Origin of the sequence: Anabaena sp. FACHB-83 (genome assembly GCF_014697485.1) — a bacterium.
GTDB lineage: Bacteria > Cyanobacteriota > Cyanobacteriia > Cyanobacteriales > Nostocaceae > Nostoc_B.
Window position 1 is genome coordinate 203,668 of record NZ_JACJRY010000004.1, and the last position, 16,541, is coordinate 220,208.

At 37.1% G+C, this 16,541-nt stretch carries 14 protein-coding genes; 7 read left to right on the forward strand and 7 right to left on the reverse strand.

Annotation, left to right across the window (positions count from 1 at the left end; all coding sequences use genetic code 11):
* Window positions 1-3: 3 nt before the first annotated feature.
* The 7 genes from H6G79_RS06870 to H6G79_RS06900 form a co-directional block, all read right to left on the reverse strand.
* On the reverse strand, window positions 4-1,311 hold the full coding sequence (locus H6G79_RS06870; RefSeq protein WP_190590457.1) for a glycosyltransferase: 1,308 nt from the start codon (window positions 1,309-1,311) through the stop codon (window positions 4-6).
* A gap of 85 nt (window positions 1,312-1,396) precedes the next feature.
* Window positions 1,397-3,955 carry a hypothetical protein gene (locus H6G79_RS06875; protein ID WP_190590456.1) on the reverse strand — a complete coding sequence of 853 codons (2,559 nt, stop codon included), beginning with the start codon at window positions 3,953-3,955 and terminating at the stop codon, window positions 1,397-1,399.
* A 147-nt stretch (window positions 3,956-4,102) separates the two neighbouring features.
* Window positions 4,103-7,426 (reverse strand): glycosyltransferase, encoded by a 3,324-nt coding sequence (locus H6G79_RS06880; protein WP_190590455.1) that lies wholly within the window; start codon window positions 7,424-7,426, stop codon window positions 4,103-4,105.
* 106 nt (window positions 7,427-7,532) lie between these two features.
* Window positions 7,533-8,279 carry an ABC transporter ATP-binding protein gene (locus tag H6G79_RS06885; RefSeq protein ID WP_190590454.1) on the reverse strand — a complete coding sequence of 249 codons (747 nt, stop codon included), beginning with the start codon at window positions 8,277-8,279 and terminating at the stop codon, window positions 7,533-7,535.
* A gap of 4 nt (window positions 8,280-8,283) precedes the next feature.
* Window positions 8,284-9,090 (reverse strand): ABC transporter permease, encoded by an 807-nt coding sequence (locus H6G79_RS06890; RefSeq protein WP_190590453.1) that lies wholly within the window; start codon window positions 9,088-9,090, stop codon window positions 8,284-8,286.
* Between the two features lie 179 nt (window positions 9,091-9,269).
* Window positions 9,270-10,046, reverse strand: a complete 777-nt coding sequence (locus H6G79_RS06895; RefSeq protein ID WP_190590452.1) for a Uma2 family endonuclease — start codon at window positions 10,044-10,046, stop codon at window positions 9,270-9,272.
* Entirely contained in the window at window positions 9,991-10,911 is a 921-nt protein-coding gene (locus tag H6G79_RS06900; protein WP_190590451.1) for a Uma2 family endonuclease, read from the reverse strand. The genes H6G79_RS06895 and H6G79_RS06900 overlap by 56 nt, the downstream gene beginning before the upstream one ends.
* Window positions 10,912-11,027: 116 nt before the next feature.
* On the opposite strand from H6G79_RS06900, the gene H6G79_RS06905 reads away from it, so the two are divergent.
* From H6G79_RS06905 to H6G79_RS06935, 7 genes are all read left to right on the forward strand, one after another.
* A complete protein-coding gene (locus H6G79_RS06905; RefSeq protein WP_190590450.1) occupies window positions 11,028-11,219 on the forward strand; it encodes a DUF2862 domain-containing protein in 192 nt (63 codons plus the stop codon).
* Window positions 11,220-11,306: 87 nt separating this feature from the next.
* Complete coding sequence (locus H6G79_RS06910; RefSeq protein ID WP_190590449.1) at window positions 11,307-12,407, forward strand: ArsA family ATPase; 1,101 nt, start codon at window positions 11,307-11,309, stop codon at window positions 12,405-12,407.
* 161 nt (window positions 12,408-12,568) lie between these two features.
* Window positions 12,569-13,618 (forward strand): chlorophyll synthase ChlG, encoded by a 1,050-nt coding sequence (gene chlG, locus H6G79_RS06915; RefSeq protein ID WP_190590448.1) that lies wholly within the window; start codon window positions 12,569-12,571, stop codon window positions 13,616-13,618.
* A gap of 116 nt (window positions 13,619-13,734) precedes the next feature.
* The gene (locus H6G79_RS06920) at window positions 13,735-14,328 is read left to right on the forward strand and encodes a Crp/Fnr family transcriptional regulator (protein WP_242048218.1); all 594 of its coding nucleotides are present in this window, start codon (window positions 13,735-13,737) and stop codon (window positions 14,326-14,328) included.
* Between the two features lie 98 nt (window positions 14,329-14,426).
* A complete protein-coding gene (locus H6G79_RS06925; RefSeq protein WP_190590446.1) occupies window positions 14,427-15,188 on the forward strand; it encodes an enoyl-CoA hydratase/isomerase family protein in 762 nt (253 codons plus the stop codon).
* Between the two features lie 82 nt (window positions 15,189-15,270).
* Window positions 15,271-16,059, forward strand: a complete 789-nt coding sequence (locus H6G79_RS06930; protein ID WP_190590445.1) for an SDR family oxidoreductase — start codon at window positions 15,271-15,273, stop codon at window positions 16,057-16,059.
* Between the two features lie 133 nt (window positions 16,060-16,192).
* Window positions 16,193-16,480, forward strand: a complete 288-nt coding sequence (locus H6G79_RS06935; protein ID WP_190590444.1) for a hypothetical protein — start codon at window positions 16,193-16,195, stop codon at window positions 16,478-16,480.
* Window positions 16,481-16,541 lie beyond the last annotated feature (61 nt).

Genomic DNA, 16,541 nt, shown 5'->3' on the forward strand with positions numbered 1-16,541 from the left:
ATTTTAAGCCTTTGATTTAACAACAGTTTTTTTATGATTAAGATGATAATCACCACGAGATAAATGCTTTTCTAACCAAATATACAGAACTATAAACAAATATCGACTGCCCATTTCTTTGAGTTTTAGCTTAGAAACTCCAGTAGTTCTGTTGCGCCAAGTTATAGGAATAGTTGTATAAGAATACCCCCTAACAATTGCCTTAAGAGGTAGTTCTACTGTTAAGTTAAAATGGTGAGATATTAATGGTGAAATTCCTTCTATCACCTCTTTGCGATAAATTTTAAAGGCATTAGTTGTATCATTGAAGTTAAGACCAAATAATATTTGAACAAACAAATTTGCTAAACGATTTATAAATAATTTATGGCTAGGATAGTCAATTACTTTACCGCCCTTAATAAAGCGAGAACCAAAAACACAATCGTAACCTTCTTGGAGTTTATGGTAGTAAGATACTATATCTTCTGGTGCATCTGAACTATCTGCCATAACTACTGCTACAGCATCACCTGTAAAATTTTCCAACCCACAGCGCACTGCAAAACCAAAACCATTAGGATAATAATTATTTATATATCGCAGTCTAATATTTTCAGAATTCATTTGCTGCAATAATTCTTCAGTCTTATCCTTACTGTTATCGTTCACAACTAAAATTTCATAATCTATATTTTCCTGTTCCAGGAATTGACTAATAGTATTAACAGTTTGAACTATACAATCTTCTTCGTTATAAGCTGGAATTACTAGTGATAAAGTATTGATAGGTTTTGATAACTTTTGGGGTTCAGCCTTCCTGACTTTTGAATTTCCTGATAAAGCGGGAGCTAAGGATTCGGGATAATATGTATCTGATGAGTTTATTATTTGTGATTGATGGTTATTATTTTTAGATGGATTTTTAAAAACAAACCTATCACTAATTAAATAATTAATAGAGGCACTTAAAAGCACACCTATTAAAGTATTGATAGCGTAGTTAACACCGAACCAATCCAAAAGCGGGAATATCAGAAAAATTCGAGCAATCACCGCTACACCAGCAGAAACATGATAAAGAGGAAGTTGTCGTAAAAATACTTCTTTAAAATTCCAGATTCCGCCAGTCCAAACCCAAATTCTATATATGAAGAAACTAAATACCAGAGAAATTTCTATTGAAAATACATTAGCAATATTTCGTAATAAAGGAGTATTAAAGTTGAACTTTTCAATTAGTAAAAAAATTAACGCTAAATTTAGTGCCGCAGCTAAACCACCACCTAGCAGGAACTTTAAAATCTTTAAGGAAAAAAATTTTTTGAACATAAATAGATTTCACCCCTTAAATACAAGCCTGAAATAATCAGATCTTAAATACTAAAATATTAATTCAAAATATAATTGCCATTTATTAAAGATAATTTAGTTTTAAGTCTTGTTGGTTTTGAAATCGTCTAGCAACTTTATTCACGGGATCGTAAATCCAAATTTTAACAACATGATTATCTTTAGGGATATTATCTGAGTCTAAAGATATTGACCAACCTGATTGATTATAGTTTGGATTTTTATAAAATTCTCCAACATCGTATCTATCCCAACTTGTTTTAGTCATTGCTAGAGGAATATTTGCATCGCTATATGTTATAAGAATTGAAACTGCCTGTTGAGGATTGCTCTTAGATACTATCCATCCATATAAATATATTTCTTCTCCTCTTTTAAAGCTAACTTCGGGAGAGTCCAATGAACCGATATATTCTTCAGTGGGTTCTTGTAGAAACTTGATTCCTTTCAGGTTAGTTATATCAAGAGATTTATCTTTAATTTGAATAGATGGATCTACTTGATAAGTATCCATTTTTATTTGAATATCTTGTTTATACAAAAAAGGATTAACAGCCGAAAACTTAAAGGATCTCACTCGCTGGTTCCATTTCCCCTTAAAGAATGAAAGAGCTTGAATATCATTTAACGGTAAGTGACTAATGATTATACCATTTTCAGAATTTTCTGGAATTATTCTGAAAGAATGGCTACTAGCATTTTTGAAAAGAATATCAATTTTTACAGGAGGCGATCTAAATATCATTTTGTATATTTTTCCTAAAAATGAGTAGTTGAATTTTACAGATGCTCGCACTAAATGAGATGAGTCTGAAATATTCGTAGATTCATTCCATTTTATTGTTAATTCTTGACTCTCTACAGATGATAAGCATATATTTTTATCCCGTTTTTCAAGCAATAGCAAATTAGATACTTCCGATGTATTTAAACTGATCAATTCATTAAATTTAGATGATAATTTATAATTGCAAGCTATGTAAGAGAAGGTAGATGGCTCATCAAAAAAAGGATGTCTGTTATCAATAGTATTAAAACCATATATGATGTAGCTAGGTGTCTGACTTGATATACTATTAAAGTTAGCTGTGTCAAGGAATTTAGTATAGGCAGAGTAAGACTGAAATATAGGTCTTGATTTCCATTTAAGATTATTTGATTCAACGAGTGAAATTTCCCAAGGTATAATATCTACTGTTTGATTATTGATTACTTGTAATAACTCTTCAGAGAATTTAACCTTTGCTAGTTCTAAACTACTATTTGTATTGATGTTATGACGTAGATTTTCTGTTTTTGTTAAAGCTAATACTTTGTTAATAACATTAATTGGTTTAAAATCGTTAACTATTTTTACGCCGATATTTGCATTAGAATTGCCAAAAGGAGATGTTGCAAAACAATATATAGAAATAATTATTCCTGAATAAATTAATGTGATTTTTCTAAAAGTTTTAAACTTATTGCTTAATTTGGTGATACTTATAGCAGCTATTATGAGGAAGGATTGTATAAAAATGTAAACATGTCCATCTTGGCGCACATAGCCATGTTTAAAACTCATCCATAAAGTAAAAGCTAAAGCCAAACTCAGACCTAAGTATTCTTGACTTTGACGTATAATTTGAATTAGTAGTATAAGTATTATTAAAATCCCTAAAATCGCAAATCCTACCTCCCAAGCCGAGCCAACTATACTCATGGCACTAGAATAGCCAGAAGAAATTTCAAACGAACCCCTGAAATAATCTAGTAACTGAGGAGATATATAAATACTGGTTATAAAAATACCCAATGTATATGTTAAATAAAAAGTATTTTTAAAGTCAATTTTTTTATAAATTACTTTTTCTGATAAATTAGATTGATTTATTTTATAAATTACTTTTGTTTGAAATAACCAAGATAGAATTCCTAAAAATGTGGCAGAAAATACGCATACAGTAAGCAATCTAAAATTGCCTACTAAATTTGGGTTCAATAATAATAAAGAAACAGTTAATGCTGCTATGATAGCATCTAGAACAGCAAATAAACTTTGTGATAGATATGATTGAACTTTGAAACTTTTCCAGACCTCGGATAAAAGTATCAAAATCGTTATTCCTAATGTACAAACTCCAATGTTAAACTTGGTAAGTAAACATAATCCTGATAATGAGCCAAGCCCCAAAGCACATATTCTAATATTATTTTTGTTAATAATATTGTTCCAGGACAAAACCATTATGAATGCAAAGATTATCTTGTAATCAATGGATAAACCAAATAAGTAAGCTAAAAATATACTAGTAGACAGTAAGCATTTGTCGAGGTTGCTTTTTTGAATTTTAATTGTTGCAATACTGACACAAAAGGTTATTAATTCAACAGCTATACGAAATATTAATATCGGATAAAAGTTTTTTTCAAGTACAGCACCATGAATTAAATAACCCAATGGCCCATAGGTAAATATAATATCTTTTCCAAAATAAAGTTTATTTAAAGCAGCACGACTAATTGCATATTGCCAAGACGGGTCAAGCCCTATTCTTATTCCTGAAGGTAAGTTAAGAAAGGCAAGGAATATATATATACATATAATAATAGATGCTATTCTAAGAAGTTTCTCTGATTTCATATAATTTAATTTTCTACTCAAATTTCAGTCATATATATTGAAAAATTAGTTAAGATTCATAGAAGTTTTTAGCTACTTCTTTAAGTAAAAAATATAAGCTATTTAAAAAGCTTATATTAGCAATAAAATCTAAATTCATTATGTTACTTATTCTAGTTTAAGGCTGTAATCTTCGTGTTTAGATGTCAAGTTAATACTATAACAGGGATCGTAGTCAATAAACTTTTTCCACTTGTTTTGCATATACTCTGTTTCTTTGAGAAACCTTGCTTGCTTTTCGGGTGTATCTTCGTAACCTCGGCTTTTAGATTCATAGTGATATAACATAACGTGTGGCAAATAGATGTTTCTGTAACCTTTTTCAACAATTTTTAAACATAGGTCAACGTCATTAAACGCAACTGCAAGTTTTTCTTCAAAACCTTCTACTGCTTCAAAAACTTCTCGTCGGCACATTAAACAAGCTGCTGTCAAAGCCGAATAATTATTTACAGTTGCGATTTGATCAAAGTATCCTGGTGAATCACTGGGATAATTTTTATGACTATGCCCGGCCACTCCACCAATACCTATAACTACGCCAGCATGTTGAATGGTATCATCAGGATATAAAAGTAAGGCTCCAACAGCTCCTATAGACGGTCTTTGAGCTTGTTCAACCATTGCATCTATCCAGTCAGGAGTAATTACTTCAATGTCATTGTTCAAAAACAGTAAGTAATCTCCCTTGGTTTGATTTACAGCATAGTTATTGATTTTGGGGTAGTTAAAAGGAATATCTAGACGATGGCATTGGAACCTGTTGGGTTCTTTTTGTTGCCATTTAGAAAAAATTCTAAACGTATTTTCTTCCTGGCTACCATTGTCGATAAGGATAATTTCGTAATTTGGGTAAGTTGTTTTTTCAAAAATAGATGTTAGACACTTGTCTAAAGTATTACCCAAATCTCTTGTAGGGATAATAATACTGACAAGTTTATAGTCTTTAATTGTGTATCGGATTATGTGATGTTCTGCAAGGCTTTTAGCTTCTGTAACTCGTCCATCTTCACCTCGTCTAACAAGCGCATCTGCTAGTGCTTTTTCTGCTGCTATGACAGCATAAGGCTTTTGATCAGCTTTGCTTGCAGCAGATTGGGGATGAATTCTCCAGTGGTATAGTATTTTGGGTATGTGAAAAATTCGCGTTGTTTTTTCTGTTAACCTCAAAACCAAATCATAATCTTGGCTGCCTTCATAACCTATTCTAAAACCACCAATTTTTTCTACTAATTCTCGTCGGTAAGTGGCTAGATGACAGGTATACATTCGAGATAAAAATGAGTCAGGACACCAATCTGGTTTAAAGAATGGATCTTGAAGGTTCCCATTTTCAGCCATTTTATCTTCATCAGAATAAATCATATCTGCGTCTGGATGCTGATTGAGCAACAGAGCAACTTCATATAGGGCATCAGGAGTTAGAATATCATCATGATCAAGTAAACTGATGAATTCACCACTAGCAAGCTCTAAAGCTGAGTTAGAACAACGCGAAATATGACCGTTTTCATTTCTAAAGACAACTTTTATCCGAGAGTCTTTTGATGAGTAATCTTCAAGAATTTGTCTGATTTGATTATCTGTGGAAGCATCATCAGCAATACACAACTCCCAATATGGATAAGCCTGATTTAAGACGGAATCAATAGCTTCCCGCAAAAAATTTGCAGGTGTATTAAAAACAGGCATAACAATGCTAATGAGAGGCTTGTAAGTTAATAAATCTACCTGTGAAGGCATCTTTTTTAAAGCATCTTGAGTAGGGTAGTTTATGTTCAACCACCTCTGATAGTCAATATCATTAGCATGAGGAACACCTGGCAATGCTAAAACAGGGTTTAGTGTATAGTTGAAATTGAAGAATATTTTTTTGAATATTTTATAAAATAAGTAACTCAATCCCTTGACTCGAAAAATAGTCAACAGATATTTTACCCTTGAGAATAAACTTTGACGGAAAGAAACATTGGGATTTACGAAACCAATAGCACGTCTAAAATTAAACCACACTGTTCGCATCTGCCAAAATTTACTACTTTCCATTGCTGCAATCACGATTTGCGATCGCTCTAACTCGTAATGTGTATGTTGCAGTTGAGAATGCGATCGCTCTAATCGTCTGTTGATTTCTTGTATCTCGTGTTTTAATTCTTCTATCTGTTTATTTTGGCTTTTTATTGTTGCATTTGTAATATAAAACCGTGCGGCTTTACTAGCATCATCTACATATTGAATTGCTTCACTGATGTCTAAAATAAGTTTTGGCGAAGTTTGTAAAATTTCTGCAACTCTATCAAAATGTTTGTCGATTTTTGTGAAAATTCTTGATAAATTACTATTGTCTTGTTTTTGCTGTTGAATCAAATTAAGTAATGAACTTTTTAATATTTTAGGTGTAGTGATGATAATATTTTCAATACACATAATCATCGCCACACCCTTGAGTTTTTCTAAATTAGAAAAGTTCAGTAATAAGTTAGGAATTCCATAAGAATATGCAGTTATATTACCATGCAAACTAGTACCTGCAAAATAATCGGAATGAGCAATAACAGATGCTATCATTTTTATATCTATATTACCCTCTAATAAAAATGTTCTTTTTGTAATACCTTCCTGTAATTTTCGCAAAATTAATTGATCGTTATGGCATAAGCCAATAGGTAGAAATACAATTTCTAATTCGGGTTTTGTTAAAATTATACTGTTAATTGCTGTTATTAGTTCTTCAATATTCTGTATACTAGCATAGCTAACTTGAAGACACAGAACCTTACCAAAACCTGGAAATTGCTTAGTTTGAATAAGTCTTTTATGTGTATCTTCAAGGATACTTTTAGGATAATAACGAGAAATCAAAAAAGCAGTATCTGGAACCACATGAATTTCCTTATTGATTCCAGCCTCAATTAATTTCTGTTTACACAAATCATCTCTTACGCTTATGTAAGTTATTTTGTCAATACTTCTTCTTACTAATGAAGATTGCTTCTCGTCAAATTCAAAAGGTATCCCCACTGCATTCCAAATTACAGGAATAAATTGAGATAGCTTTGCTAAATCTTCTATAAAGACACGATATGATCGTTCTTGTTCTGCTAGTTCTTGAGAAATTTCATAAATAGGTACCATAGCAGCATCATCAAACCGTATGATATCGCCTCCCCCTAAAATAATTCCTCTATAGTTTAATATTTGATTAAAAAAACCTTCTTCTTCTATCCTAATAATCCGTTTTACTGTTCTATTTAATTCAGGTTCAAATTGCCCTCCTTTGGGTGAATAAAGTGTAATGTCTATCCCAGAAATACGCTTTTTTAGTTCAGAGTCTAGTATGAGGGGAAATAATAAATCTCCATAATTAGAAACATCAAAGGTTCCCCAGTTTTGAATATTTAGACTACTGTTAAAGTGTGATTTATTTATCATAAATTTTAACTACATATATGTAATTTAATTTTGTGGCTGAAACAGCATCTTTTCGTTAATCAAGCTACAGTCTAAGATTATAGCTATAGCTGAAACCCTATTAAATCTACTCACTTGCTATTTTTACTGATTGCAAATAACACTCTACTGTTTCGTCAGCACTACCCAAAAATTTAACTTGTCCTTTATTCAACCAGATAGCTCGTTGACAGGAATTTTTAATAAAACTTAAATCATGGGATACTACCAAAATAGTGGCATTACCATCCCAGAAGTTATTAATTCTCTGTTGACTTTTATTTCTAAAACTTTCGTCACCTACAGACAAAACCTCGTCAAGAATCAATATATCTGGTTGTACATCTGTGGCAATGGCAAATCCCAGTCTTGCAACCATACCCGATGATAAACTTTTCACCGGAGCTAAAGCATAGTCGTGCAATTCTGCAAATTCTAAAATTGAACCAGTTCGCTCTTTCATTTCGGCTCTAGAAAAACCCAGCAGTACACCATAAAGACTAATATTATCCATTACAGAAATATCTGGGTCAAATCCTGCGCCTAATTCAATTAAGGGTGCAATTTTTCCACGCACTCTAACAGTACCAAATGTGGGTTGCAAAATTCCACAAATTATTTTTAGCATTGTTGACTTACCAGAGCCATTCGCTCCGATAATTCCTATTTTTTCTCCTTGGTCAACAACCAAATCGATTTTGTCTAGTACCAGTTTTTTGGCTGGCTGACGGTATTTGCCTTCCAAAACAGATAACAGAGTTTTCTTGAGGTCGTAAGAAAACTCTTCTTGTGTCCGTCGCCAAAGCGAAACTTGATCTAGACGAATTACTTCCATCTACTTATAACAAATCCATAAATTGATTGCGTAACATTTGGAAACACGCCCATCCTAGTGTCAAAATAATTATGCCACTAAGTAAAGCACCCCAAATTAAATTTAAATCGGGAAAGTTGCCTGATAGGGTAATTTGCCGTAAACTTTCAATGATTGGTGAAAAGGGATTCAATGCTAAAAATGGCTTAACTTGTTTGGGAACAATAGCTGCTGGATAAAAAACAGGACTACTCATCCAAAAAACGAATGTAACTAATTCATAAAAATAGGGTAAGTCTCTGAAAAAGACATACAGCGCACTGACTAAAAAGCCAATTCCCGTACAGACTAACACAAGCGACAGAAATGGAAACAGTAGTGCGAGGACATTCACCAAATTCTTGGAATAAATTAAAGTGATTAATGCTAGTAAAGGCAAAGCCCCCATTGTAAATTGCAATATATTAGCAGCAATCATGGACACTGGAAAGATGCTGACGGGTAAACGAATTTTATTCAGCAAAGCGCCATTTGCAACTACACTACTTAAAGCCTGGGATGTCGATGCTGAAAAAAAGTTAACTACAATCAGCCCCGTAAACGCAGCTAAAACATAGTTGAGTATTGAGTTGTTGTAATAAGAGGCAAAAGCAGCACCAAAAATGGCAGTATATAACCCTGTCATAATGAGTGGGTTTAATAGCGACCAATACACTCCTAAAAAAGAGCCTCGATAACGAACTTTCAGATTTCGCTTAACCAATACATGGAGTAATTCCCAGTAGCGTTTTGCCTGTAACCACTTTGCATCATCTTTCAACACAGTTGTCATTTTCCCAGACCACCACACACTACGGGAGAGTTATTAGCGAACTTTATACTATAAGAGGGGCAAAACTGCAATTGACTGTATCATTCTTTTTGAAAGACAATTAATCCCTCATCGTCATCAGCAACCATATTTTTAGATAAAAATGCCATATTCTCAGCCTGGAAGCGAGAATCACCAGCTTAACTTAAATTATCTGGGTCAATTCCTTGCGCTCTTAAATACTCTGCCAGTTTATCAGCCCGTTGACGTTCTTGTTCGGCTCTTTGGCGTTCTTGTTCAGCCCGTTGGCGTTCTTGTTGGGCTTGTTCTTTTAGCGTGGGTATCCAACCTGCGGTGTTATACCAGCGTAACCATAAACCCGTTGTCTGTTGATAAGTACCTTGCCAAAGACCCAAGCCTAAATCTAACTCTTTCAACCAAAATTGATTATCTGTTAAAGCCATTGACTTATAACCAGCACCATTAAGCTGAAAAACCCGCAAATTGTTTTCGTAGCGGTCATAGACAACATAATAAGGAACGCGCAACATTCGCTCATAAACTTCCCATTTAGTCGGGGGTTTGTTGGCTTCCCGCAGTGTTTGTCCCAAATCTTCTTGTTCTGTACCTGGGGAAAGTAATTCAACTACTAAATATGGTGCAACACCCTCTTGCCATATAACGTAACTTAAACGTAATTCTTGCTGTTGTTCTGCTGTCGGTACTCCTAAAACCATGTACCAATCAGGACGTTTGTACCACAATGGATGGCGGGGGTCATAGTAAAGGTTTAAGTCACTCGCCAGTAAAATTTCTGCTGATGAATAGTTAGCAGGTTGACAAGTTTCAGTTAGTAAATCTGCTTGCATACAATGAAATTCGTCTGGCAACCCTGATTCCCCAATTAATTCACTGGGTAAATCATACATTGTTGGCATGGTTCCTTGTGGCGGACGGGGCGGGTCGGTTTGATACATTGCTGCTACCTCCAGTCATAGTGTCTGGGTCAACACCCAGAGAACGCAAATATTCTGCCAAGCGTTGCGATCGCTCCTGTTCTTGTTGCAATCTTAATTCAGTATCAGATAACTGCTGCTGTACCTCGACTGCTTGTTGCTGTGCCTCAACTGCTTGTTGCTGTGCCTCGACTGCTTGTTGCTGTGCCTCGACTGCTTGTTGCTGTGCCTCGACTGCTTGTTGCTGTGCCTCGACTGCTTGTTGATATGCTGCAATTGCTTGCTGTTGCAGGTTTAGCGCCGCCTCTTCTGGTGTTGGCACTAAGTCCCCTTCAGGAGTAAAGTAACGGAGTTTAGCATTTTCTACACCTAAATACAGACCAAGTACCTCACTCCAACACCAGCCACGCCCATCAGGCGCGATTTGTTGATATTTATTGCCAATCAACTCAAAACCAGCAAATTCTAGACTTTCGGGTGAAAACCAAAAATACTCAGGTGTGTGAAATCGGTTTTCATAGAGACTTTTCTTTAAATTCCGATCAATGTTAGCTGTGCTTTCCGAGAGTAATTCAATAATCAAATCAGGATAACGACCGTCTTCTTCCCAAACTACCCAAGAATTGCGGGGGCGCTTTTCTGTATCCTTCACTAAAAAAAAGTCTGGGCCACGAAAATCTCGATTTCGTAATTGCTGACGACTAAAGTATATTGTCAGGTTTGCACCAATAAAATAGTCATTTTGGTCACGCCACAGCCATTCTAAACAAGTAACTAACAGTAATAGCTGTGCATAATGCAACGAAGTTTCCATTTCCGGCTCATCACTCAACAACCGAGTTGCATCGGGCATTTGTTGTTCTAGCTGTTGCGCTGTGACAAACATGGTTTTATACCTGATTGCGTGTTGATTTAATTTTAATTTGGAGTGGAACGAAGTGACAGATAAGTCCCAGATTCCGCTAAACTGAGACTTGGTTTATTGCATTGTAATCAGGCAGCATGGAAATCGGACAAAAGGTTAAGGTGTATCGTCTACGCGATCGCGTATCTAGCTCAATTGCTCAAAAACTTGGTAAAGTCGGCGTTATCGAAGGCTACAAAATGACTGATGGTAGCGGCGTTGGTATAGTAGTGAAGTTTGAAGATAATAGCGCCACTTGGTTTTTTGAAGACGAAATCAAACCTGTGTAGCTAGGACAAACTCAATGCGGAAGCTAAGAGTATTTGCCTAATGCTAAGTTGGAGTGGAAACAACAGGCGGTAATTGGAAATCACGAAATGTCCCTAATATTGACATTTTTGGGCAAAGGCGGCATCGCACGTAGCAAAGTAGCGATCGCCGCAGCTAAACTATTGGCAAGTCAAGGTAAACGTGTACTTCTAGCAGGACTGGCAGAACCAGTTTTACCTATCCTCTTAGAAACTACACTCTCGGCTGACCCTCAAGAAATTGCTCCTAATTTGCAAGCAGTACAGTTGTCTGCATCTGTACTTTTAGAACGCAATTGGGAAGAACTTAAAAAACTAGAGGCACAATACCTCCGTACACCCATTTTTAAAGAGGTTTACGGTCAAGAACTGGTGGCATTGCCAGGAATGGACAGCGCCCTCGCCTTAAATGCTATCCGTGAATATGATGCCAGTGGCAAATATGATGCAATTATTTACGATGGCACTGGTGATTCTTTTACTTTGCGGCTGTTGGGTTTGCCAGAATCTCTCAGTTGGTATGTGCGGCGATTTCGACAGTTGTTTGTCAATTCCGATTTAGGCAAGACAATTTCTGAATCGCCATTAATACAACCACTAATTACCAGTTTTTTCAACGTCAATTGGACAGCAGATAACTTTGCTCAACCCACCAACCAAGTCAACGATTTCTTAGACAAGGGTAAAGCGGCTTTGGCTGACCCCAAAAGAGTTGCAGCCTTTTTGGTAACAACCAATGACCCCATAGAAGTGGCAGTTGCTCGTTATTTGTGGGGAAGCGCACAACAAGTTGGTCTGACGGTAGGTGGAGTTATCCAAATTGCTGACCAGACAACAGCAGATTTAACGGCGGATTTTGCACCGCTATCTGTAAATGTTGTGCCGGATGTGACCCAAGGTAACTGGCAACCCCTAGTAGATGCCTTACCCAACTTTGCAGCACAAGCCAGCCAAGTACCCAAGCCCATCGAAATCGATGTCCATAACCGTCAGGTACGCTTATTTTTGCCTGGATTTGATAAAAAACAGGTAAAACTTACCCAGGTAGGGCCAGAAGTCACAGTAGAAGCCGGCGACCAACGGCGGAACATCTTCTTACCACCAGCCTTGACTGGTAGACCTGTAACTGGCGCAAAATTCCAAAATAATTATTTGATTATTTCTTTTTAAACCAGGATGAAGGATGAAGTGGATAGCAGGTTACAGGTGACAGGTGACAGGTGACAGGTTATGGGCTTAAAAGCCTTTTTCTATCTGATTTTGATTATCTGTTGATGTTATCGCTATCAAATTTCATCCTTCATACTTCATACTTTCCCATACATAATCTTATGACTGAATCAACTCCCGTACCCCCCAATTCCAATCCGGCTGAGGCGGTAGACTCAGTAATAGATAGTTCTAGTGAAGCAGGAACAGTAGCCACAAACGAACGCACTGCCAAAACTCGTCAGCTACTAGGAATGAAAGGCGCAGCGCCAGGAGAAACTTCCATTTGGAAAATTCGCCTGCAATTGATGAAGCCAATTACCTGGATTCCTTTAATTTGGGGTGTGGTTTGCGGTGCAGCTTCCTCTGGTAACTATACCTGGACTCTAGAAAATGTCTTGAAAGCCGCAGCTTGTATGTTACTGTCGGGGCCGCTGCTGGCTGGTTACACCCAAACCATGAATGATTTTTATGACCGCGAAATTGATGCCATTAATGAACCTTACCGTCCCATCCCTTCCGGCGCAATTTCTGTACCCCAGGTAGTAACCCAGATTTTACTATTGTTAGTATCGGGGATTGGTTTGGCATACGTGCTGGATATCTGGGCGGGTCATGAATTTCCAACCGTTGCAGCACTGGCAATTTTCGGCTCATTTATTTCTTATATTTACTCTGCCCCTCCTCTGAAACTGAAGCAAAATGGTTGGCTGGGTAACTATGCTTTAGGTGCAAGTTACATTGCTTTACCTTGGTGGGCTGGTCATGCTTTGTTTGGTGAACTGAATTGGCAAGTTTTGGTTCTCACCTTAATTTACAGCTTGGCTGGGTTGGGCATTGCTATTGTCAACGACTTCAAGAGTGTCGAAGGCGATCGCCAATTAGGATTAAAATCACTACCAGTTATGTTTGGTGTCACCACCGCCGCCTGGATTTGTGTTTTGATGATTGACTTATTCCAAGGCTTTATGGCTGCTTATCTCGTCAGTATCCATGAGAATTTATACGCCGCCATCTTGGTGTTGTTAATCATTCCCCAAATCACTTTCCAGGATATGTACTTTTTGCGTGACCCCTTAAAGAATGACGTGAAATACCAAGCCAGCGCCCAACCATTCCTCGTGCTGGGAATGCTGGTGGTTGGTTTAGCATTAGGTCACGCTGGAGTTTAGAAAAGTGCGGAATCCGAGGTCATCTCAATGGTTGTAATACACGTTTTTATCTGTTTGTCAAGGAAATGATCAATTTTTTGAACATTGACCAACTTCCAGACAGTATCAGAATAAAAATGGCTATCACCTATGAAAATTTAACTGCTGGACAGATTCTTTTTCATCAAGGTGATTTGACTACAGCCATTTTTGTTGTCATATCTGGGCAGATTCGACTGATGCACTATACTAGTGCGGGTCAATCTATCAAGCATTATGAGGTGAGAACTGGAGAGAGTTTTGCGGAAGCGGCCTTGTTCAGTGAATTTTATGATTGTACTGCGATCGCAGATGCTCCATCTCGGATTGCGACTTTTCCTAAGCCAGCTTTTCTGGCAACTTTGCGCCAATATCCAGATTTATCAGAAGTCCTCGTAGCACAGTTGGCACGAAGATTTCATCAAGTAAAAGTTTTGCTAGAACTACGGAGTATTCGCTCGGCGCGGGAGCGAGTACTTCATTATTTAGAAATTGCCATCCATCCACATGGAAACACAGTCAATTTAGAAAAACCTTTGAAGGAAATTGCTGAAGATATGGGGTTGAGTCAGGAAGCATTTTCTCGCGTCTTGAGTCAACTTCAAAAAGACGGTGTAATTACCCGCAAAAAACGGCAAATTACCTTACATCAAAAATTGCTTCCAACTAACTCTAAAAATTACACACAATAAAGAATTATCTCAGACTTGATTTCAATCAAATAATTCCTGGTGTCAAAAGCATAGATTGAACTGCGGATATTTACAGCTATGCCAACACCAAACAGATTATGACTTTGAATCAACCTGAGTATTTCACTAAGTACGAGAACTTGCATTTCTACCGAGATGAAAATGGCATTCTCGAAGTAAGAATGCACACCAACGGCGGTTCGCTAATTTTCACTGGCAAAACTCACCGAGAATTTCCCGATGCCTTTTATGACATCAGCCGAGATAGAGATAATCGTGTTGTCATCCTCACAGGTACTGGCGATGCTTGGATGGCTGAAATCGATTTTGCCAGTTTAGGAGATGTCACTAATCCTCGTGAGTGGGATAAAACTTATTGGGAAGGTAAAAAAGTACTACAAAACCTCTTGGATATCGAAGTCCCAGTGATCTCCGCCGTTAATGGTGCAGCATTACTCCACAGTGAGTATATTCTCACAACTGACATTATTCTGGCATCTGAAAACGCTGTATTTCAAGATATGCCACATTTAAATGCAGGTATTGTACCCGGTGACGGTGTGCATATCCTCTGGCCTTTGGCACTCGGTCTTTCTCGCGGACGCTACTTTTTACTGACTCAAGAAACACTGACAGCAAAACAAGCTTATGAACTTAATGTTGTCAATGAAATATTACCCCAAGACAAGCTGATGGAACGGGCGTGGGAAATTGCCAGAAAACTCGCCAAACAGCCCACATTAAATCTAAGATACACCCGTGTGGCTTTGACTCAAAGGCTGAAACGCTTGGTTAATGAAGGCATTGGTTATGGTTTGGCACTAGAAGGCATCACCGCAACCGATCTTCGCAATACATAAATAATTTCAATACTTGACAGATGGATTAAATAGTCATAATTCATCTGTCTAGAAACATCTAAAGGCAACAAGGAATACTACAGTGGAAAACTTGATTCACCAGTCAGTTCGTGAACGCTGGACATTAGCTGGACGTAAAGCTTTAATTACCGGAGCCACAAAAGGAATTGGTTTAGCAATTGCTCAAGAGTTTTTGGCTTTAGGTGCAGAAGTAATAATTGTGGCTCGCAATGCTGAAACAATTGAGCAACAGATGAATAATTGGCATTCTCTGGGAAAAGTTTATGGAGTTGCAGCCGATGTGGCAACTTCTGAAGGTCGTCAAATAATGCAGGAGTACGTTAGTAAGACCTTTGGAACACTTGATATTTTGGTGAATAACGTCGGCACAAATATTCGCAAATCAGCAATTGATTACACACCAGAAGAATTTGCGACGATATTTCAAATTAATCTCACTTCTATATTTGAACTTTCTCGACTGTTTTATCCCTTACTAAAAACAAGTGAAAACAGCAGTATTGTCAACATCAGTTCTGTGGCTGGACTGATTTGTGTTCGCACTGGCGCACCTTATGGCATGACTAAAGCCGCACTTGTGCAGTTAACGCGATCGCTGGCTGTAGAATGGGCAAGTGATCACATTCGTGTTAATGCGATCGCACCCTGGTTTATTCAAACTCCTCTCACGGAACCTCTACTGGAAAATCCTGAAACTTTAAATGCAGTCCTTTCTCGTACCCCAATGAAGCGTGTAGGTCAACCCGAAGAAGTCGCAAGTATTACGGCTTTTCTCTGTATGCCCGCCGCATCTTACATTACAGGACAATGTATTGCTGTTGATGGCGGATTTCTGGCGTTTGGTTTTTGAGTCAAAATTTATTCTAAAATGTGCTAACTCACAGTACTTGAAATAAGGCTAAATATTACTTATGACTTAGCACTCGACCCTAAGCACTGCGGTAACATAACTTTTAAGCGTTGATTTTTATTCAGGAATAGCCGTGTTGGAAGCGATTATATTTCTCATTCACGGGATGCAAAAATTTTTAGTACCTATTTGTTTTGTTGTAGCATGGGGTTTAATGATTCTCGTGGCGTGGAGTTTGTGGAGTACAGCACGAGATAGTGTCGCCACAGCCAAACAAATGCACCAAATTCCCTGTCCTGGGTGCCAGTTTTTTACCGATGACTATCGCCTCAAGTGTACTGTACACCCTTCTGTCGCCAATACAGAAGATGCAATCAACTGTATGGACTATCAAGCAAAGACAAATCCTTATTTATATTAGGGTGTGGGGGTGTAGGGGTTTATGGGTATGAGGGTGTTCTCAATTTCATACTTCATACTTC